Origin of the sequence: Streptomyces ardesiacus, from assembly GCF_003112575.1 — a bacterium.
GTDB classification, from domain to species: Bacteria; Actinomycetota; Actinomycetes; order Streptomycetales; family Streptomycetaceae; genus Streptomyces; species Streptomyces ardesiacus.
This window is the reverse complement of the sequence record NZ_BEWC01000002.1, coordinates 899,231-918,654: the sequence shown is the minus strand read 5'-3', so window position 1 is coordinate 918,654 and position 19,424 is coordinate 899,231. Positions and strand designations below refer to the sequence as shown.

At 71.0% G+C, this 19,424-nt stretch carries 18 protein-coding genes and 1 tRNA gene; 5 read left to right on the top strand and 14 right to left on the bottom strand.

Going from position 1 to position 19,424, the window contains the following annotated elements; genetic code table 11:
- Positions 1–84: 84 nt before the first annotated feature.
- From prfA to Sdi02f_RS11175, 11 genes are all read right to left on the bottom strand, one after another.
- On the bottom strand, positions 85–1,161 hold the full coding sequence (prfA, locus tag Sdi02f_RS11225; protein ID WP_030402743.1) for a peptide chain release factor 1: 1,077 nt from the start codon (positions 1,159–1,161) through the stop codon (positions 85–87).
- Positions 1,162–1,268: 107 nt separating this feature from the next.
- Complete coding sequence (gene rpmE / locus Sdi02f_RS11220) at positions 1,269–1,493, bottom strand: 50S ribosomal protein L31 (RefSeq protein WP_019326867.1); 225 nt, start codon at positions 1,491–1,493, stop codon at positions 1,269–1,271.
- 195 nt (positions 1,494–1,688) lie between these two features.
- Positions 1,689–2,837, bottom strand: a complete 1,149-nt coding sequence (locus tag Sdi02f_RS11215; RefSeq protein ID WP_108933189.1) for an LCP family protein — start codon at positions 2,835–2,837, stop codon at positions 1,689–1,691.
- Between the two features lie 347 nt (positions 2,838–3,184).
- Entirely contained in the window at positions 3,185–4,981 is a 1,797-nt protein-coding gene (locus Sdi02f_RS11210) for a trypsin-like serine protease (RefSeq protein ID WP_053637553.1), read from the bottom strand.
- Between the two features lie 216 nt (positions 4,982–5,197).
- Positions 5,198–7,294 carry a transcription termination factor Rho gene (rho, locus tag Sdi02f_RS11205; protein ID WP_108933188.1) on the bottom strand — a complete coding sequence of 699 codons (2,097 nt, stop codon included), beginning with the start codon at positions 7,292–7,294 and terminating at the stop codon, positions 5,198–5,200.
- Positions 7,295–7,727: 433 nt separating this feature from the next.
- Positions 7,728–8,657, bottom strand: coding sequence for a homoserine kinase (thrB, locus tag Sdi02f_RS11200; RefSeq protein ID WP_030402747.1), 930 nt, complete (start codon positions 8,655–8,657; stop codon positions 7,728–7,730).
- Positions 8,658–8,988: 331 nt separating this feature from the next.
- Positions 8,989–10,047: a threonine synthase gene (thrC, locus tag Sdi02f_RS11195; protein WP_030402748.1), complete on the bottom strand. Its 1,059-nt coding sequence runs from the start codon at positions 10,045–10,047 to the stop codon at positions 8,989–8,991.
- A gap of 6 nt (positions 10,048–10,053) precedes the next feature.
- On the bottom strand, positions 10,054–11,346 hold the full coding sequence (locus tag Sdi02f_RS11190) for a homoserine dehydrogenase (RefSeq protein WP_030402749.1): 1,293 nt from the start codon (positions 11,344–11,346) through the stop codon (positions 10,054–10,056).
- Between the two features lie 162 nt (positions 11,347–11,508).
- Complete coding sequence (gene lysA, locus Sdi02f_RS11185) at positions 11,509–12,900, bottom strand: diaminopimelate decarboxylase (protein WP_108933187.1); 1,392 nt, start codon at positions 12,898–12,900, stop codon at positions 11,509–11,511.
- 18 nt (positions 12,901–12,918) lie between these two features.
- Positions 12,919–14,067 (bottom strand): ArgS-related anticodon-binding protein NrtL, encoded by a 1,149-nt coding sequence (nrtL, locus tag Sdi02f_RS11180; protein WP_108933186.1) that lies wholly within the window; start codon positions 14,065–14,067, stop codon positions 12,919–12,921.
- A gap of 88 nt (positions 14,068–14,155) precedes the next feature.
- Complete coding sequence (locus Sdi02f_RS11175; protein WP_030402752.1) at positions 14,156–14,620, bottom strand: response regulator; 465 nt, start codon at positions 14,618–14,620, stop codon at positions 14,156–14,158.
- Between the two features lie 168 nt (positions 14,621–14,788).
- Here Sdi02f_RS11175 and Sdi02f_RS11170 point away from each other — a divergent pair.
- From Sdi02f_RS11170 to Sdi02f_RS36840, 3 genes are all read left to right on the top strand, one after another.
- Positions 14,789–14,860: transfer RNA gene (locus tag Sdi02f_RS11170), tRNA-Arg, on the top strand.
- 227 nt (positions 14,861–15,087) lie between these two features.
- Positions 15,088–15,555, top strand: coding sequence for a plasmid transfer protein KilB (gene kilB / locus Sdi02f_RS11165; RefSeq protein ID WP_030402753.1), 468 nt, complete (start codon positions 15,088–15,090; stop codon positions 15,553–15,555).
- Between the two features lie 250 nt (positions 15,556–15,805).
- Positions 15,806–16,384 (top strand): endonuclease domain-containing protein, encoded by a 579-nt coding sequence (locus tag Sdi02f_RS36840; RefSeq protein ID WP_368668282.1) that lies wholly within the window; start codon positions 15,806–15,808, stop codon positions 16,382–16,384.
- A gap of 75 nt (positions 16,385–16,459) precedes the next feature.
- Here the strand turns inward: Sdi02f_RS36840 and Sdi02f_RS11155 are convergent, their stop codons facing one another.
- A complete protein-coding gene (locus Sdi02f_RS11155; protein ID WP_030402754.1) occupies positions 16,460–16,744 on the bottom strand; it encodes a hypothetical protein in 285 nt (94 codons plus the stop codon).
- Positions 16,745–16,902: 158 nt separating this feature from the next.
- On the opposite strand from Sdi02f_RS11155, the gene Sdi02f_RS11150 reads away from it, so the two are divergent.
- Positions 16,903–17,676, top strand: coding sequence for a hypothetical protein (locus Sdi02f_RS11150; RefSeq protein WP_108933184.1), 774 nt, complete (start codon positions 16,903–16,905; stop codon positions 17,674–17,676).
- Between the two features lie 96 nt (positions 17,677–17,772).
- On the top strand, positions 17,773–18,279 hold the full coding sequence (locus Sdi02f_RS11145; RefSeq protein WP_108933183.1) for a 2-thiouracil desulfurase family protein: 507 nt from the start codon (positions 17,773–17,775) through the stop codon (positions 18,277–18,279).
- 48 nt (positions 18,280–18,327) lie between these two features.
- Here Sdi02f_RS11145 and Sdi02f_RS36380 read toward each other — a convergent pair whose 3' ends face one another.
- Together Sdi02f_RS36380 and Sdi02f_RS11135 are read right to left on the bottom strand one after the other, a co-directional pair.
- Complete coding sequence (locus Sdi02f_RS36380; protein WP_245962174.1) at positions 18,328–18,483, bottom strand: hypothetical protein; 156 nt, start codon at positions 18,481–18,483, stop codon at positions 18,328–18,330.
- Between the two features lie 124 nt (positions 18,484–18,607).
- A complete protein-coding gene (locus Sdi02f_RS11135) occupies positions 18,608–19,345 on the bottom strand; it encodes a nitroreductase family protein (RefSeq protein ID WP_245962173.1) in 738 nt (245 codons plus the stop codon).
- Positions 19,346–19,424: the final 79 nt, after the last annotated feature.

Sequence of the window (19,424 nt, the reverse complement as noted above, 5' to 3'; positions counted from 1 at the left end):
GCTCGGGGGTCGCCCCCCGTGATGTAGCGGCACGCTGGTCCTCCGGGGCTGAGCTGTGGTCCGGTGCGGGTGGTACGGCGGCGCTTACGCGGCGGCGAGCTTGGCCGCCGAGTCCGCGTCGACGCAGGCCTGGATCACCGAGTCGAGGTCGCCGTCCAGGACCTGGTCCAGGTTGTACGCCTTGAAGCCGACGCGGTGGTCCGAGATGCGGTTCTCCGGGAAGTTGTACGTGCGGATCTTCTCGGAGCGGTCGACGGTGCGGACCTGGCTGCGCCGGGCGTCCGCGGCCTCCTTCTCCGCCTCCTCCTGCGCCGCCGCGAGCAGCCTGGAGCGCAGGATACGCATCGCCTGCTCCTTGTTCTGGAGCTGGCTCTTCTCGTTCTGGCAGGAGGCGACGACCCCGGTGGGGATGTGCGTGATGCGCACGGCGGAGTCGGTGGTGTTGACGGACTGGCCGCCGGGCCCGGAGGACCGGTAGACGTCGATGCGGAGGTCGTTGGGGTTGATCTCGACGTCGATCTCCTCGGCCTCGGGGGTCACGAGGACGCCCGCCGCCGAGGTGTGGATCCGCCCCTGGGACTCGGTCGCGGGCACGCGCTGCACGCGGTGCACGCCGCCCTCGTACTTGAGCCGCGCCCACACGCCCTGCCCGGGCTCGGTGGCGCCCTGCCCGCCCTTGGTCTTCACGGCGACCTGGACGTCCTTGTAGCCGCCCAGCTCGGACTCGGTGGAGTCGATGATCTCGGTCTTCCAGCCGACCCGCTCCGCGTAGCGCAGGTACATGCGCAGCAGGTCGCCGGCGAAGAGGGCCGACTCGTCGCCGCCGGCGCCGGCCTTGATCTCGAGGATGACGTCCTTGTCGTCGCTGGGGTCGCGCGGGACGAGCAGCAGGCGCAGCTTCTCGGTGAGTTCCTCGCGCTGCTTGTCCAGCTCCTTGACCTCGGCGGCGAAGTCCGGGTCGTCGGCGGCCAGTTCGCGCGCGGTCTCGATGTCGTCGCCGGTCTGCTTCCAGGAGCGGAACGTGGCGACGATCGGGGTCAGCTCGGCGTACCGCTTGTTCAGCTTGCGCGCGTTCGCCTGGTCGGCGAAGACCGACGGATCGGCGAGCTTCTTCTCCAGGTCGGCGTGCTCGGCGACGAGTTCCTCGACGGCCTCGAACATCTTGGGCTCCTGCTACTGCGTGGGAAGGGAAGACGGGCGACCAAAAACGCCGGTCCCGGCGCTCCCCGGGCAGGGGATGCGGCCGTGGACCGGCGGTTGGAGGCTCGCTACTTCTTGGAGCCGGCGGCAGCCTTGCCGAAGCGGGCCTCGAAGCGGGCCACGCGGCCACCGGTGTCGAGGATCTTCTGCTTGCCCGTGTAGAACGGGTGGCACTCGGAGCAGACCTCGGCCCGGATGGTGCCGGACTCGATGGTGCTGCGGGTGGTGAACGACGCGCCACAGGTGCAGCTCACCTGCGTCTCGACGTACTCGGGGTGGATGTCGCGCTTCAAGGTGTCTCCTACTGTTCCTGGAGGGCGCCGGGTCGCCGCCGCGGGATGCGGGAGCGTGAACCGGAGCCGACGAACCAGTCTGCCAGGACTGGTGCCATCTCCCCAAACCGGGGGTTGGCGCCGTCTATTCCCCGCGGGCCGGCGGCGGGTGCCCGCGCCCGTGCGGCCGAGCCGCCGTGTCACGGCCGCGGGCCCTTACGGGGCGCCGTTCACCACGCCGTTCGCCTCGCCCGTCGCCGTTCCCCGCGTCACCGACCCCGGGATCGGGCGGTCGTTCTTCAGGGCCGTCCAGAGCTGCTGGGCCTTGTCCTTCTCGACCAGGACGCGGTTGCCGTCGGCGGGGTCGTAGACCACCGGCATGGTGACCATGTGCATCTTGTCCGGGCCGATGCCCTTCAGGCCGCTCGCGAAGGACATCAGGGAGTTCACCGAGCCCAGGTCGGAGTCGGTGGTGACGGTCTTGGTGGCGGTGTCGGCGATGTCGTACAGCTTCTTGGGGTTGCCGAGCAGGCCGATGTCCTTGACCTGGTGGACCAGGGCCTTGACGAAGGCCTGCTGGAGCTGGATGCGGCCGAGGTCGGAGCCGTCGCCGACGCCGTGCCGGGTGCGGACCAGGCCGAGGGCCTGCTCGCCGTCGAGCCGGTGGGTGCCGGCCCGGAGGTCGAGGTGGCTGTCGGGGTCCTTGATGTTCTCGTTGGTGGTGACCTGGACGCCTCCGAGGTCGTCGACGAGGTGCTGGAAGCCGTCGAAGTCGACCTCCAGGTAGTGGTCCATGCGCAGGCCGCTGAGCGACTCGACGGTCTTCACGGCGCAGGCGGCGCCGCCGGTGGAGTAGGCGGAGTTGAACATGACGCCGTCGGCGGCGGGGTGGTCGTCGCCGCCGGTGCCGGTGCACTCGGGGCGGTCGACGAGGGTGTCGCGCGGGATGGAGACCACGCTGGCCTTCTTGTGGCCCTTGTAGACGTGCACGATCATCGCGGTGTCCGAGCGGGCGGTGCCGTCGTCGGTGCCGCCGCCGAGCTTCTTGTTGCCGCCGGCGCGGGTGTCGGAGCCGAGGACCAGGATGTTCTCGGAGCCGTTGTCGGCCTTCGCGGGGCGGTCGCCGCCGAGGGCCTGGTTGATGTTTACGCTGCTGAGGTTGCCGTTGAGCTTGAGGTAGAGGACTCCCGCTCCGGTGCCCCCGAGGAGCACGATGCCGGCGGCGCTCCAGGCGGCGACGAGCAGCGCCTTGCGCCGGCCGGTTCTGGGCCTGCGTCGGCGCCCCTTGCCCCGGTGGCCGGGTCCGGTGGGGCGGGACGGGCCGGGGCCGGGTATCGCGGGGTCCGGCTTGTTCTCGGCTGGCATGGGCTCCTCGGTGTTCGTCCGGTCGGTTACCCCCTGCGCTCAGGGTCGGGTCGGTCGGTTCCAGCGGATTGGCACCGGTTCCTCACCATGGTCCCTCCGTAGCTCAGACGGCGGAACTCGGGACAGGGTTGCACAACGGACTGTGGCGACCTGGTGCGGAAACGGTGACGGAGCGTGTTCACCGGTTCGTGGCCCGCGCCGCTGACCTGGGCATCCGCCAGCCCCGCCCCGGACCGGCGCGGACGCCGTCCGGGGCGCCCCGTGTGGCGAAGGTCGCAGCCACGGGCCCGGGCACGGCGAAGGGGCCGCCCCCTGGGAGGGAGGCGGCCCCCGCCGGGACCGCTCGCTCAGCCGAAGAGGTTGAACGCGTTCCAGCCGCCCCCGACCCGGACGCGGGTCTGGAACGTCGCCGTGCCGGACTTGCCGGTGCCCTTGTAGAGCCACAGCACACCGGAGGTGTCGCGGGCCAGCAGGTCGGGCCTGCCGTCGCCGGTGGTGTCACCCGCGGTGGCGAGGGCGCTGTAGACGGACCAGCCGCCGCCGACCCTGACCGGGCTGCCGAACGCCGGGGAGGCCTTGCCGGTGCCCGGGTACAGCCACAGGACGCCCGAGCCGTCCCGCGCCAGCAGGTCGGGCCTGCCGTCGCGGTTGTAGTCGCCCTTGCCGGTGATCGTGTACGTGGACCAGCCGCCGCCGACGCGGACCCGGCTGCCGAAGGTGCCGTCGCCCTTGCCGGGGTAGAGCCACAGGACGCCGTCCTTGTCCTTGGCGACGAGGTCGGGCAGGGCGTCGCCGGAGAGGTCGCCCGGGACGCGGAGGTCGCTCATCGCGTTCCAGCCGCCGCCTACACGGATCGTCTCGTAGCGGTCGGCCCCGTTGAACGCGAACGTGTACAGCACCCCGTCCGGGGCACGGAACACGTAGTCCTGCCAGGAGTCGCGGTCCAGGTCGGCCTGGCGCACCAGACTCAGGTTGCCCCAGCCCTCGAGCTCGAAGCGGTTGCCCAGGTAGGGCCACTGGTCGCCGAGCGAGTAGTACTCGTACGCCGCGCCGCCCGGGGTGCGGGCGAAGAGGTCCGCGAGGCCGTCGAAGTCGAGGTCGGTGTCGTCGACGCGGGAGTTGATTTCGGCGACGTAGGAGCTGACCTTGGCGTAGACGCCGTAGGCGCCCGAGGCGACGCAGTCCTCGACACCCCAGGACACCACGCCGGCGATCCGGCCGTTGACCACGAGCGGACCGCCGGAGTCGCCGTTGCACGGGGAGACCGTCCCGGCGTCCTGACCGGAGGCCGGGTTGCCGGCGCAGGCCATCTGTCCCGGCACGAAGTCGGAGCCCCAGTACGACGTGCAGGAGGCGTCCGAGCGCATCGGCACGGTCGCCTTCTTCAGCGTCGGCGAGATCTCCTGGCTGGCGGAACTGGTGCGCCCCCAGCCGTAGACCGTCGCAGGGGCCCCGTTGGTGTAGGAGGCGGTGTCGTCGCTCGTCGTGGGCCGCAGCGTCTTGTACGGCAGCGCCTCGCTCAGCGTGAGCACCGCGACGTCACCGCCGGAGGTGGTGCTCGGCCGGTAGGTGGGGTTGACCCACTGGCTCCACACGCCGGCCACCCGGCCGCCGTGCAGGTCGCCGGTTTCTTCGTCGGGGAGCTGGGCGGTGCCGCCGAGGACGGCTCCGTTCTCCGACCAGTCCAGGCCGTACACGCAGTGCGCGGCGGTCAGGACCTTCGCCGGGGCGACCAGGGTGCCCCCGCAGAAGTAGCCCTCGTCGTCGCCCGGGTCCTGGGTGCCCTTGTCGTCGTAGTAGTGCAGCTGCACCATCCACGGCGCCTCGGAGATCGACGCGTCCTTGCCGCCGATGATCTTCGGGTCGATCCTGCCGGACGGGGCCCCGGCGCTCGGTGTGGCCTCCGGCTGCGCGCCGGGGGCGGTGGCGGTGTGCCCCTTGAGGATGGCCGCGGAGTCCTGGATCCGCTGTGCCAGCTCGGCCGGGGACGCGCCGGCGGGCCGTTCGGTGGCGGCCGGCTGGGGCGGGACGGGTGCCCCGCCGGAGGCGTGGGCGGGGGCGGCCGCGAGGACCGCGCCCGACAGGGCGAGTGCGGCGGTGGCCGCGGGAAGAGCCAGCCGGGCTCTTCGAGGAGTAGATGTCACTCAGATCTCCTGTCGCTGTAGACGCAGGCAGGAGAGAACCGCCCCCGGGCGCGGGCCGGTGAAGGCAGCACTGATCGCCCTGTGGGCGTATCCGAAAATACGTTCCCCCCCACTGCAGTGCGCTGATCCTACAAGCCCCGTACGCCAGAAGTCCCGCCCCGTCACACGAGTGACGAAGCGGGACTTCTTCCGTACGGCGGGCCGTCCGGCGGTGACTCAGTCGCCGTTGCCGGGCGTCGGCGTCGTCTTCTGGATCTGCATCAGGAACTCGACGTTCGACTTGGTCTGCTTCATCTTGTCGAGGAGCAGCTCGATCGCCTGCTGCTGGTCGAGGGCGTGCAGCACCCTGCGCAGCTTCCAGGTGACCGCCAGCTCCTCGTTGCCGAGCAGGATCTCCTCCTTGCGGGTGCCGGACGCGTCGACGTCCACCGCGGGGAAGATGCGCTTGTCGGCGAGCTTGCGGTCGAGCTTCAGCTCGGCGTTGCCGGTGCCCTTGAACTCCTCGAAGATGACCTCGTCCATGCGGGACCCGGTGTCCACCAGGGCGGTGGCGAGGATGGTCAGCGAACCGCCGTCCTCGATGTTGCGGGCCGCACCGAAGAAGCGCTTCGGCGGGTACAGGGCGGTCGAGTCGACACCACCGGACAGGATGCGGCCGGAGGCCGGGGCGGCGAGGTTGTACGCACGGCCCAGACGCGTGATCGAGTCGAGCAGCACGACGACGTCGTGACCCAGCTCCACCAGGCGCTTGGCCCGCTCGATGGCCAGCTCGGCGACCGTGGTGTGGTCCTCGGCCGGGCGGTCGAAGGTCGAGGAGATGACCTCGCCCTTGACCGACCGCTGCATGTCGGTGACCTCTTCCGGACGCTCGTCGACCAGGACGACCATCAGGTGGCACTCGGGGTTGTTGTGCGTGATGGCGTTGGCGATCGCCTGCATGATCATGGTCTTGCCGGTCTTCGGCGGGGCCACGATCAGACCGCGCTGGCCCTTGCCGATGGGCGCGACGAGGTCGATGATGCGCGTGGTCAGGACGCCGGGGTCCGTCTCCAGGCGCAGGCGGTCCTGCGGGTACAGCGGCGTCAGCTTGTTGAACTCCGGCCGTCCGCGGCCGTGTTCGGGCGCCATGCCGTTGACCGAGTCCAGGCGCACCAGCGCGTTGAACTTCTCGCGGCGCTCGCCCTCCTTGGGCTGGCGCACGGCACCGGTGAGGTGGTCGCCCTTGCGCAGGCCGTTCTTGCGGACCTGGGCGAGGGAGACGTACACGTCGTTGGGACCGGGCAGGTAGCCGGAGGTCCGGATGAACGCGTAGTTGTCGAGGATGTCGAGGATGCCGGCGACCGGGATGAGGACGTCGTCCTCGTTGATCTGCGGCTCCTGGATCTCGTCGCGTCCGCGACGGCCCCGGCGGTCCCGGTAACGGCCCCGGCGCCCGCGGCGGCCGCCGCCGTCGTCGTCGTAGCCGTCGTCGTGCTGCTGACGGTCCTGACGGCCGCCGCCCTGCTGCTGGCGGTCCTGGCGGCCGCCGGCCTGCTGCTGGTCGTCGCCCTTGTTGCGGCGGTCGCGACCACCGCGGTCACCGCGGTCGCCCCGGTCGCTGCGGTCGCCCCGGTCACGGCGGTCGCGACGGCGGCCCTCGCCGCCCTCGCCGTCGGAACGGGCGTCGCCCTGGCCCTGCTGGTGGCCCTGGCCCTGCTGCTGGGCCGACGCGTCGGCCTTCTGCTCGGCGCGGGTCTCGACGGCCACCGTCTCGGTGCCGCCGGACGGGCTGCCCGCGTCGGCGGTGGCCCGGCGGCGACGGCGCTCGGAGGGGGCGTCGGCGGCGGGCGCGGCCTGCTCGGCGGCGGCGTCGACCTTGGGGGACGGCTGACCGGGGATGTCGATCTGCTGCTGGGCGGCGGCCTTGTCGGCGTCCGCCGTGTCCGCCTTCTTGCCGGACTTGCCGGCCTTCTCCGCCCGCTCCGCCTTCTCGGCGGGGGCCTCGTCGCCCGTACGGGCCCGGGAGGTGCTGCGGCGCTTCGGCTTGGTCTCGCCGGCGGCGTCCGCGGCGGCGGGCGCGGCCTTGGCGGGGGCTCCCCCCGCGGCCTGCGCCTCCTTGATGACCTCGATCAGCTGGCTCTTGCGCATACGCGCGGTGCCCCTGATGCCGAGGCCGGATGCGACCTGCTGCAGCTCGGCCAGCACCATGCCCTCGAGGCCGGTACCGCGGCGCCGCCGGGAGCCGGCACCGGTGGCAGGCGCGGAGGCGTCCGTGGCGGGCGCGGCAGCGGTCTCCTCGACACGTGCGCCCATCAGATCGGTGGTGTCGCTCACGAAGGGTCCTTCCCTGGAGCGGACGTCGGCCTGTCTGGCTCGGCGACCGGTTGTGCTGTCCGGCTTCGGTCCTTGCTGTGCGAACCGTGCCGGGGCGGTGGTCCGCCTGAACGGCGGAAGAGATATCTGGTGATGGCGCTTCCCCTAGCCGTGGCACCCGGTGTCTGTGTCATGCGGCGTGGTCGCACCGGTTCCGAAACTCCCCCAGAGGGGGTGACCCCCACCGGAGGGCCGCTTCACTGCCCGTGTCGGCCGTACTGATCACGTACGACATCCACTGCATGAGGCGTCTTGGGGGGCTCCCGGAAGAATGTCTGTCCCGGACGGGGACACAAGGCACCTCGCCATGGTGGGGTCGGGTGCAGACTTGAGGTTAACACTACCGGATCCAACAAACATTCCCCCTCTCGCAGTCCGGCAACCGCTCGCGCGTCTAGATGTCGCCGGATGTCGCCAGCGGCAGGACGCTCGCGCCCCGCCCGTCCAGGCTGAGCCGGTTGGCCGCCCAGTCCGTGCCGGCCAGCGCCTCGACCTTGTCGGCCGTGTCGGCGTCGGCCAGTGCCATCACCGTGGGTCCCGCGCCCGAGATCACCGCGGGGATGCCGTCGCCGCGCAGCCGTTCCACCAGCGCCGCGCTCTCCGGCATGGCCGGGGCGCGGTACTCCTGGTGGAGGCGGTCCTCGGTGGCCGGCAGCAGCAGCTCGGGGCGCCGGGTGAGGGCCTCGACGAGGAGCGCGGCGCGGCCCGCGTTGGCGGCGGCGTCGACGTGCGGGACGCTGCGCGGGAGCAGTCCGCGCGCCGTCTGGGTCAGTACCGGCTTTCCGGGCACGAAAACCACCGGAACGATGGAATCGGAGGGCTCCATCCTGATCGCCCGGGCGGCGCCGGAATCCATCCAGGACAGGGTGAAACCACCCAGCAGACAGGCCGCCACGTTGTCCGGGTGGCCCTCGATCTCGGTGGCGAGGTCGAGCAGTGCGGCGTCGTCGAGGCGCGCCTCGCCGCCTATGGTCACCGCGCGCGCGGCGACGATGCCGGCGCAGATGGCGGCGGAGGAGGAGCCGAGGCCGCGGCCGTGCGGGATGCGGTTGGCGCAGACGATCTCCAGGCCGCGCGGCTGGCCGCCGAGCAGGTCGAAGGCGGTGCGCAGGGAACGGACGAGGAGGTGCTTCTCGTCGCGCGGGAGGGTTTCGCTGCCCTCACCCGCGATGTCGATGTGCAGCCCGGAGTCGGCCACCCGGACGACCACGTCGTCGTACAGACCCAGCGCGAGGCCGAAGGCGTCGAAGCCCGGACCGAGATTGGCGCTGGTGGCGGGGACGCGCACCCTGACGGCGGCGGCGCGGAACGCTGGACCGGCCATCGCTCGATGACTCTCCTTGAGCTGCGTGACTGTCGTATCTGTCGTGACTGTCGGGACGTCGAATGACCTTCGATGACGTACGGGACCGCGGGCCTCGCCGCTTGCTGCCGAACGGCCGGCCCGTACCGACCGCGGAGACGGCGCGGCACCGCGGCATATGCGGCAGGCGGGTTAGGTACAGCCTATCGAAGGAAGGTTCTGTGGCGACATAGGGCGCACAGGAGGCGCACGATGCGTGTCGTAAGCCCCCTGTGCACCCCCCGTATGGGGCTTTCCCGGCCGGACGTCGCTTACGCCCTCGTACGCCGGTCGCGTTCCACCGGGGCGACGCTCAGATCAGGCCGAGCCGCTCGGCCGCCGTCGCCGCGTCGACCGGGACGGTGACGGGCTGCGGGGCACCCGCGACGGCCCAGTCCGGGTCCTTGAGCCCGTTGCCGGTGACGGTGCACACGATGCGCTGTCCCGGGTCGACCTTGCCCTGCTCGGCTGCCTTCAGCAGTCCGGCCACCGACGCGGCGGACGCGGGCTCCACGAAGACGCCCTCCTGGGACGCCAACAGCCGGTAGGCGCGCAGGATCTCACGGTCCGTCACCTCGTCGATGGCGCCGCCCGACTCGTCCCGCGCGGCGAGCGCGAAGTCCCAGGAGGCGGGGTTGCCGATCCGGATGGCGGTGGCGATGGTCGAGGGGTCCTTGACGACCTCGCCGCGCACGATCGGGGCGCTGCCGGAGGCCTGGAACCCCCACATGCGGGGCGTCCTGGTGCTGACCCCGTCGGCGGCGTACTCCTTGTACCCCTTCCAGTACGCGGTGATGTTGCCCGCGTTGCCCACCGGGAGGACGTGTATGTCGGGTGCGTCGCCGAGCATGTCCACGATCTCGAAGGCGGCCGTCTTCTGCCCCTCGATACGCACCGGGTTGACCGAATTGACCAGCGCCACCGGGTAGTTGTCGCTGAGCGCGCGGGCCAGCGTGAGGCAGTCGTCGAAGTTGCCGTCGACCTGGAGGATCTTCGCTCCGTGCACGAGCGCCTGGCCCATCTTGCCGAGCGCGATCTTGCCCTGCGGCACGAGCACGGCGGAGACCATGCCCGCGCGCACGCCGTAGGCGGCGGCACTGGCGGAGGTGTTCCCGGTGGACGCGCAGATGACGGCCTGCGCGCCCTCCTCCTTGGCCTTGCTGATGGCCATGGTCATGCCGCGGTCCTTGAAGGACCCGGTCGGGTTCGCCCCCTCGACCTTGAGGTGGACCTCGCAGCCCGTGCGCTCGGAGAGCACCTGCGCGGGCACGAGCGGAGTGCCGCCCTCGCGGAGCGTCACGACGGGCGTGCTGTCGGAGACGGGCAGCCGGTCCCGGTACTCCTCGATGATTCCGCGCCACTGGTGGGTCATTGCTCGTTACTCTCCTTCAACCCGCATGATGCTGGCGACACCCCGCACGGTGTCGAGCTTGCGCAGCGCCTCGACCGTACCGCCGAGGGCGGCGTCGGACGCGCGGTGGGTGACGACGACGAGGGATGCCTCGCCGTCCTTGCCGGACTGCCGCACGGTGTCGATGGAGACACCGTGCTCCGCGAACACGGTCGCCACCTGGGCGAGCACGCCCGGTTTGTCGGCCACGTCGAGGCTGATGTGGTAGCGCGTGACGACGTCGCCCATCGGGGAGACGGGCAGCGCGGCGTACGCGGACTCACCGGGGCCGGTGGCGCCGCCGATGCGGTTGCGGCAGACGGCGACGAGGTCGCCGAGGACGGCGGAGGCGGTCGGGGAGCCGCCGGCGCCGGGCCCGTAGAACATGAGCTGACCGGCGGCCTCGGACTCGACGAAGACCGCGTTGTACGCCTCGCGCACGTTGGCCAGCGGGTGGCTGAGCGGGATCATCGCGGGGTGCACGCGTGCGGTGACCGATCCCCCGTCCGCCGCCCGCTCGCAGATGGCGAGCAGCTTGATGGTGCAGCCCATCTCCTTGGCGGAGGCGAAGTCGGCGGCGGTGACCTCGGTCATGCCCTCGCGGTAGACGTCGTCGAGGCGCACGCGGGTGTGGAAGGCGATCCCGGCGAGGATGGCGGCCTTGGCGGCGGCGTCGAAGCCCTCGACGTCGGCGGTCGGGTCGGCCTCCGCGTACCCGAGGGCGGTGGCCTCGTCGAGCGCCTCCTGGTACCCGGCCCCGGTCGAGTCCATGGCATCGAGGATGAAGTTCGTCGTGCCGTTGACGATGCCGAGCACCCGGTTGACCTTGTCGCCGGCCAGCGACTCGCGCAGCGGCCGGATCAGCGGGATGGCACCGGCGACGGCGGCCTCGTAGTACAGGTCCCTGCCGTGCTCGTCGGCCGCGGCGTGCAGGGCCGCGCCGTCCTGGGCGATGAGCGCCTTGTTGGCGGAGACCACGGAGGCGCCGTGCGCGAAAGCCGTGGTGATGAGGGTCCGCGCGGGCTCGATCCCCCCGATGACCTCGACGACCACGTCGATGTCCCCGCGCTTGACGAGGGCGGTGGCGTCGGTGGTGACGAGGGCCGGGTCGATGCCCTCGCGCACCTTGTCGGGCCGCCGTACGGCGACGCCCGCGAGCTCCACCGGCGCCCCGATCCGTGCGGCGAGGTCGGCGGCGTGCGTCGTCATGATGCGCGCCACCTCTGAGCCGACCACTCCACAGCCCAGCAGCGCCACTTTCAGCGGACGCGTACGCATCATCCGACCTCGTTTCCTCTTACCGTCTACGGTGGGACCAGTCTCACGCACCGGACGGGATTTTCTGCCATTCGTCCGGATCGTGAGACGTTTATTTCATTTTCGGAGGGGTAGAGGCCGAAGGATCTTCGTCGCCCCGGCCCTCTCTCTCCCCCGTGGCCGGGATCACCCGACGTCGAGACGGAGCAGGTCCTCCTCGGTCTCCCGCCGCACGATGACCCGCGCCGCGCCGTCCCGCACGGCGACGACCGGCGGACGCAGCACGTGGTTGTAGTTGCTCGCCATGGACCGGCAGTAGGCCCCCGTCGCCGGTACGGCGACGAGGTCACCGGGTGCCAGGTCCCCCGGCAGGAAGGCGTCCTTGACCACGATGTCCCCGCTCTCGCAGTGCTTGCCGACGACGCGCACGAGCATCGGCTCGGCGTCGGAGGTGCGGGAGGCGAGAGCGACGCTGTACTCGGCGTCGTAGAGCGCGGTACGGATGTTGTCCGACATCCCGCCGTCGACGGAGACGTACGTCCGCAGCCCGTCGAGCGGCTTGACCGTGCCGACCTCGTAGAGCGTGAAGGCGGTGGGCCCGACGATGGCCCGCCCCGGCTCGACGGAGATGCGCGGGGTGGCGAGCCGGGCGGCCTCGCACTCCCGCGTCACGATCTCGGTCAGCGCCTTGGCGATCTCGTGCGGCTCGCGGGGGTCGTCGTCGCTGGTGTACGCGATCCCGAGCCCGCCCCCGAGGTCGATCTCGGGCAGCTCGACGCCGTGCTCGTCGCGGATGTCCTTGAGCAGCCCCACCACGCGGTGCGCGGCGACCTCGAACCCCGACATGTCGAAGATCTGCGACCCGATGTGCGAGTGGATCCCGATGACCTCGAGCCCGTCGAGCTGCAGCGCCCGCCGCACGGCCTCGGCGGCCTGCCCGCCGGCCAGCGGGATCCCGAACTTCTGGTCCTCGTGGGCGGTGGCGATGAACTCGTGCGTGTGCGCCTCGACCCCGACGGTGATCCGGATCTGCACCCGCTGCCGCTTGCCGAGCGACTGCGCGATGTGCGCGACCCGCACGATCTCCTGGAACGAGTCGAGCACGATCCGCCCCACCCCGGCGCGGACGGCGCGCTCGATCTCCTCCGGCGACTTGTTGTTGCCGTGGAAGGCGATCCGCTCGGCGGGCATCCCGGCGGAGAGCGCGGTGGCCAGCTCGCCCCCGGAACACACGTCGAGGTTGAGCCCCTCTTCGTGCAGCCACCGCACCACGGCCCGCGACAGGAAGGCCTTCCCGGCGTAGAAGACGTCGGCGTCGTCGCCGAAGGCGGTGCGCCAGGCCCGCGCCCGGTCCCGGAAGTCGGCCTCGTCGAGGACGTAGGCGGGGGTGCCGTATTCCTCGGCGAGCTGCGTGACGGAGATCCCGCCGACGGTGACGACACCGTCCGCGTCCCGTCCGACGGTGTGGGCCCAGACCTTGGGGTCCAGGGCGTTCAGGTCCTCCGCCGGGGCGGCGTAGTGCCCCTCGGGCAGGACATCGGCGTGGCGGGGCCCGGCGGGGTGTGCGGAACGGCTCATGGCGTCTTCTGCGCTCTCTCAGAGGTGGTCGGGTGCGTCGATGCCGAGGAGGGCCAGGCCGCCGGCCAGCACCGCCCCGACGGCTTCGGCGAGGGCCAGCCGGGCTCGGTGGGCGGCCGAGGGTTTCTCCCCGCCGCGCGGCAGCACGGTGAGCAGGAAGGGCAGCGCGGCGTCGGCGACGGTGACGAGATGCCGGGCGAGCCGGTCGGGGGCGCGGTGGTCCGCGGCGGCGGCGAGGACGCGGGGGTGGTCGGCGAGGGCGGCGAGGAGTCCCGGCTCCACGTCCGTGAGCGGACCGGGGGCGGCGGTGAACCCCAGGTCGGCCGCGTTGCGCGCGGCGGCACGGGCGCGGGCGTGGGCGTAGCGCACCCGGAAGAGGGGGTTGCTCTCCCGCTGGACGAGGTGCTCGACGCCGGTACGGGGCCGGTCGTGGGCGGCGGGGTGGAGCAGGGCCCAGCGCCCGGCGTCGCGGCCGAGGGAAAGCAGCTCGGCGGACGCGACGGCGGGAACGGGCCGGACGTCGACGGGCAGCTCGGCGGGAGCGGGGCGGACCTCGACAGGCAGCTCGGCGGCAACGGGGCCGACGGCGTCGACGGGAGCGGGGCGGACCTCGACAGGCAGCTCGGCGGCAACGGGGCCGACGGCGTCGACGGTCACCCCGAGGACGGAGGTCCACGCGGGCTCGATCCCCTCGGCGCTCACCCGCACGCGGGTGCCCTGGGAACGCAGGATCCGCGCGGACGCGTCCGCGACGACGACGGCACGCGGGTCGCGGGGGCAACGGAGCTGCACGACACGTCCCTCGGCGCCCTCCGCCGCGTCGACGTACCCGTACCGGGGTCCGCGGCGCAGGATCTCGCGGACGAGACCGACGTCGGTGGCGGCACGGTCGAGGCTGATGTTGAGGAACCCCGGCCCGGTGAGGACGACGTCGGTGATCCCGTCGGCCTCGGCGAGGTGGGACCGCAGCACCTCGGCGACCCGGAACGGCGGCTGCCCGGCCGGGCGGGCCAGCTGGAGGGCGATGCTCGTGGCGTAGTCCCCGCACCCCCCGGGCCCCGGCGGCGCGACCACGGCACGCGTCGGCACGGCCACGCTCAGCTCCCCCGCGTCGACGGCACGGCGCACGGCGTGCAGCACGGTGCGGGAGAGCTCGACGGGGGTCACGTGACAAGCGTATGGGAGGGAGGGGGTGGGCAGGCGAACCGTTTCCCGGGAGTCCCGGGATGTGGACGCGGGTCGCGCCGTCACGGGCTCACGCCTGGGCGGGCGACCCACTCCCCCCGGCAAGCCCGCGGACCCGGGGCCGGGAGCCGGCGGCGGGCGCCCCGGTCGGCCGACGGGCCTCCCGCTCGGCCAACTGCCGTACGAGGCGGACGAGCTCGGCGGGCTCGAAGGGCTTGGGGAGGAAGGCGTCGACCCCCGTCGCGAACCCGGCGTCGACCTCGTACTGCGTGCAGGCACTGACGATCGCGATCGGAAGGTCCCGGGTCCGCGGATCGGCACGCAGCCGGGCAGCCGTCCCGATCCCGTCCAGCCGAGGCATGACCACGTCCAGCGTGACGACGTCGGGCCGCACCTGATGGACGACTTCAAGACACTCGGCACCATCGCCCGCGGTCACGACCTCGAAGCCCTCCAGCTCGAGGTTGACCCTGATCAGCTGCCGGATGACCTTGTTGTCATCCACAACAAGAATCCGGCCGGAAGCCCTAGGCACCACTCGAGAGTAGGTCGACACCGGCCACCGCGTCCGGGTTTTCCCCACTTCCACCCCGCGCGAGCGACAACCGGCCCCCACGACCCGCCAAAACCCGTTCATGACCACCCCGGGCGAGCTGGTAGTGTTCTACCCGTCGCCGCGAGCAACACCGACCGCGACGAACACGCCCCCGTAGCTCAGGGGATAGAGCAACGGCCTCCGGAGCCGTGTGCGCAGGTTCGAATCCTGCCGGGGGCACACTGTGCAAGTGTGCCAAGACCCCGTAACCAGCGGAGACGCTGCGTGCGGGGTCTTCTTGCATGTGCGGGCGGATGCGGTTCGATGCAGGCCGATGGCAGTGATCACGCACTGCCGACGTCATGATCTTGGTGAGCCTCTTCGCAGGCCAGGGCCCCTTTCGGGAGTCCCGAGCACGTCTCATTATGGACCTGGGCACGCAGAAGCTCTTGTGATGTTCTGCTTCCGTGGATGTTGCCATCTCGGCTTTGATCGCCATTGCGGGCACCTTGTTGGGCTCTGCCGTCACGCATGCCTTTCAGCGCAAAGCGTCCGCGCAAGATCACCTGTTCGCGGCTCAGCAACAAATCCGCTCCGACCGGATGACCGTCTACAGCGACTTCGCTGGCGCGCTGACAGAATTCCGACGGGGGCAACAAGATCGCTGGCATCGCTGGAACGAAGATCCAGACGGCTCCGCGTTCATCGAAGCTCGAACAGAGGCCTACCGGCTGCGCGGGATCGCCCTCCACGCGTTGTTCCGTGTCCAGCTCATAGCGAGCGCCCGGACACTGATCGACACCGCGCAGGATGCCTACGCCCTGACGTCCACTCTGCACAAGGCATCCGACAAGACAGAGCTGAGTGCCGTCGGCACACAGGCACGAGAGGTTCTGGAACAGTTCATCAAGCTCGCTTCCTCGGACGTCCAGTAAAGCCGAGGGCAGCGCTCCAAAGTGCCGCCATCGGTAAGAGACGCTTTCCTCCGCCTTGGCGGCATGTGCCCGGCCAGTACCGTGCCGTGTTCCTCGACGGGCGATTGTCGGGACGAACCTGGAGCCCGGATTGCGGAAGCGCTACTCGTGCTGCGGCAGCAACGGTGGGGAACTGCTGGGTGGGCTGGGGCTCTTGCGCGGCTTGTGCTGTGAGCGGCAGTGAGAACTTGGCAGCGCTCACCGGCTGTCGGTGGGGGCGTCTATCTTGCGGCGTGTGGATTGGCTGACAGACGACGAGATCGTCGCCCTTACGAGTGAAGAGTTCGACGCGTGGGTCGATACTTTGGAACCGTGCGAGGTGTGCTTCGACAAGCTTTGGCGGGTCGAAGCGGGCCCCAAGGGAAGAGTATGTCCGCAGTGCCGCAACGCCGAACGACAGGCACGGCGACATAATCTGACGCGAGCTCGGGTCAATGCGATCCTCAGAGTTCAGGATGACACCTGTCCCCTCTGCGGCAGTCTGGGAGGCGACTCCTCCATGGAAGGGCCGTCATGGTGGCACATTGATCACGACCATCGCTGCTGTTCCGGTCCGACCTCTTGCGGACAATGCGTACGAGGACTGCTGTGCAAGGACTGCAACACCCGCGGCTTGGCTTGGTACGAGAGCCTCGCTGCCGACCTCCAGACATGGGACCACGCCAATGCGTACTTAACCGATCCTCCTGCGCACAGAGCGGAGGCAGCGGTGCTGTTCCACGGAGATCTCACCGGCGTCCGCTCACGGGATGGGTCCTTTGCCAACTGGCGCTCCAAGAGGCCTTTGTGAGCCCCTTCGAGTATGTACGCGAGTCGTAGCGGACTTTTTTGATGCCCCGGCCACCGTGGGGGCGGCAGGCGTTTGTCACTGGGTGGCCCGTGCCTCCTCCACGAGTGAGCGCTGCACGGTGCCCACCAGGTCTCGGAGACGACCGGGCTGTACGCCCTCGCGTTCCATCCACTCGTCGAAGCGCGGACGCAGGTGCCGCGCCATGCCGTTCCCGTGGCGACGCAGCACCGAGCGGTTGATCGAGATCTCTTCCTGCACCTCTCTTCGGAGATCGTCGGTCCAGCCCTGCGTCCGGTCGTCCTCGTCCAGGGGAGCCTTGAGCGCGGACACCGCTTCGTCGAGGAGGGCGAGCAAGCTCATGAGGTCTCCCGAAGGTCCGACCAGGGGACGGACGTAGGTTGTTGGTCGTCGGCAGCCGGCCGGATGCCGACCAGGTACTGGCGACGGTGAGCGTCTTGGTGCTCACCGTCCCGGAAATCGACGTTCCTCGAGGAACGGGTCGCTGCTGAGGACGGTACGTGGTCATGAAGCCCGGGAACACGCTGGAGATTCCGCCGGACCCCCAGGGGCTGACGTGGTCCGACCGTGCCCAGTTGCTGTCCGACCGGGCGGCAGCCGTCGACTTCCTCGTCCGGCGCAGCGTCGCGTTGCGCGACATGCTGTGGACCGGGCTGGCCACGGCAGTGATCGCGGGAGCCTGCCTGATGACATCGGCCGCTGTCGGCTGGTACCGCGGGCTTGGTGATCCCCAAGGAGCAGATCTCGTGGTGGCCGTCGCAGTGGGGCTCGTACTGCTGCCGGCCGCAGGTGCTGCCGCCGTGGCGTTCGTACGCGTGGTGCGCCGCGGTCGAGCCGCGCAGAAGCTGCTGGAGGCATGGACGGCGCTCGACCGTCAGCCGTCGGCTCGCTCGCTTCCCGCCGGGGACATCCCACAGCCGCTCGCCTCCACCTGGGACCTGATGCGCTCCGGGCGGCCGTGGAAGGAGACCGTTCCGCTCGACGGGCGTCGCTATCTGGTGTTCCTGGCCGGGAAGTCGCTTGCCTGGGTGGTGGTGCCCGTCGCCCCGGTCATGATCGGCGCGGTCGTGGTCCTCGCCGCCCTGGCAGGAGACTTCAGCGACGGCAACGGCGCTTACGACCAACTGGGCGTGGTGGGCGCGGGTGGGGTTCTCGTGGTGGCCGGCCTCTGGGCCATCGGTAAGGGGGTGAGGCACTACATGTGGGCTCTGAGGGAAGCCCGCGCGAGGGTCTCGGAGGAGAAGGCCTGGCCGGTCACCCCCGCACGGTGGTGAGCCCTCTCGCCAAGGAGCCGAAGGTCCGGGTTGGCACGGCAGGGTGACGTGCCCTCCGCGTCCGCGTGGATCCGGGACGCCTCGTAGCCTGGCGCGGTGGAGCGGATTTTGGTGAGTGCCTGTTTGCTGGGCAGGCCCGTGCGTTACGACGGGGGTGCGAAGCCCGTCGGGGACGAGGTCGTCGCGCGGTGGCGGGGCGAGGGGCGGATCGTCGTCTTCTGTCCGGAGGTGTCCGGTGGGTTGCCCGTGCCGCGGGCGGCGGCGGAGATCGTGGGCGGTGACGGAGACGATGTCCTGGACGGGGTCGCCCGGGTGCTCACCGAGGGCGGGGAGGACGTCAGCCGGCAGTTCGTCCGCGGGGCCCGTCTCGCGCTGGAGGCGGCGCGGGGTGCCGGCGCCCGTGTGGCGTTGTTGAAGGAGTCCAGTCCGTCCTGTGGCTCGCTTCGTGTCTATGACGGGCGGTTCGCGGGGGCGCGGGTGCCGGGGCACGGTGTCACCACGGCGCTGTTGAGGCGCGCGGGGGTGCGGGTGTTCAGCGAGGACCAGGTCTCCGAGGCGGCGGCCTGCCTGCGCGCGCTGGAAGGCCCCGGCGCCTCGCGCTGACCGGCCGGCGCCTCCGGCGGCTTCCGGGGTGCGGGAGGCAGGCCCGGGCTACGGTGCCTCGACTGCCGCGATCCGGTACGCGCGCACCTCCGCGTCGCGGATCCGGGCCGCCTGCGCGGGTTCCGGGCCCGCGCCGCGGAAGCGGGCGAGTGCCTCGTCCGTCTCCCAGCGCTCGTGGACGTTGATCCGGTCCGGTTCGATCAAGTCGACCGAGTGGCGAAGTCCCGGCAGCCCTCGGCGGCGCGGGCCCCTTCGACGGTCTCCGGGCATCCGGCCGGATGCGCGTCGCGGTCGACGGCGTCCGCCCACGGCTTCCCGGCGAGGATGGTCAGGGCGCTTCTCGTGTCTTCCCCTGTCCTGCGGTAGGCAGACACCCGCCGGGGCCGGACGTCATCGGGGTCGTGATCGCCTCCGCCAGGGGCTTGCGGGTCAGGTCCGGGACCTCGCAGTCGGGGGCCGCGTGGCCGACGGGGAAGAGGATGTAGGGGCGTTCGTTGCCGGGGCGTTCGCAGATCCTGGTGAGGAAGGCCATGGGATTGGGTGTGTGCGTCAACGTGCTCAGGCCCATCGTGTGCAGGGCGGTGATGAAGAGGCCGCAGGCGATGCCGACGCTCTCGTTCACGTAGTAGTTCTTGCGCAGCGTGCCGTCCGGCATCACGGTGCTCTTCTCGGCGAAGCAGACCACGATCCACGGCACGACCTCGAGGAAGCCCTTGTCGGAGTCCGTTTCGAGCGGGGCGAGCGCCGCGCGCCACTCGGGCGGGATGCGTCCGCCCTCGTAGTTCACCCGTTCCTCCGCCTCCGCGGCGACCCGGATGCGGTGCTTGGTCCCGGCGTCGCCGATCACCGCGAACTTCCACGGCTGGAAGTGGGCGCCGGAGGGCGCGGTGTTCGCCGCGGCGACCGCGAGGTCGATGCACTCGCGGGGAACCGGCTCGTCGCTGAAGAAGCGCACGCTGCGCCGGCGGTCGACGAAGGAGACGAAGTCCCGTCCGCGGCGGATCATTTCGGCTTCGTCGTAGCGGTCGGGGCGGTAGGGGATGAACGGGTGCGTGTGCTGCCTCACGGGTCTCCTCGTGGACGGGAGTCCTTAGAGTGGGACAGCGGGTGCCGGACAGGCAACAGATGCCGTCCTCGCTTGCTCA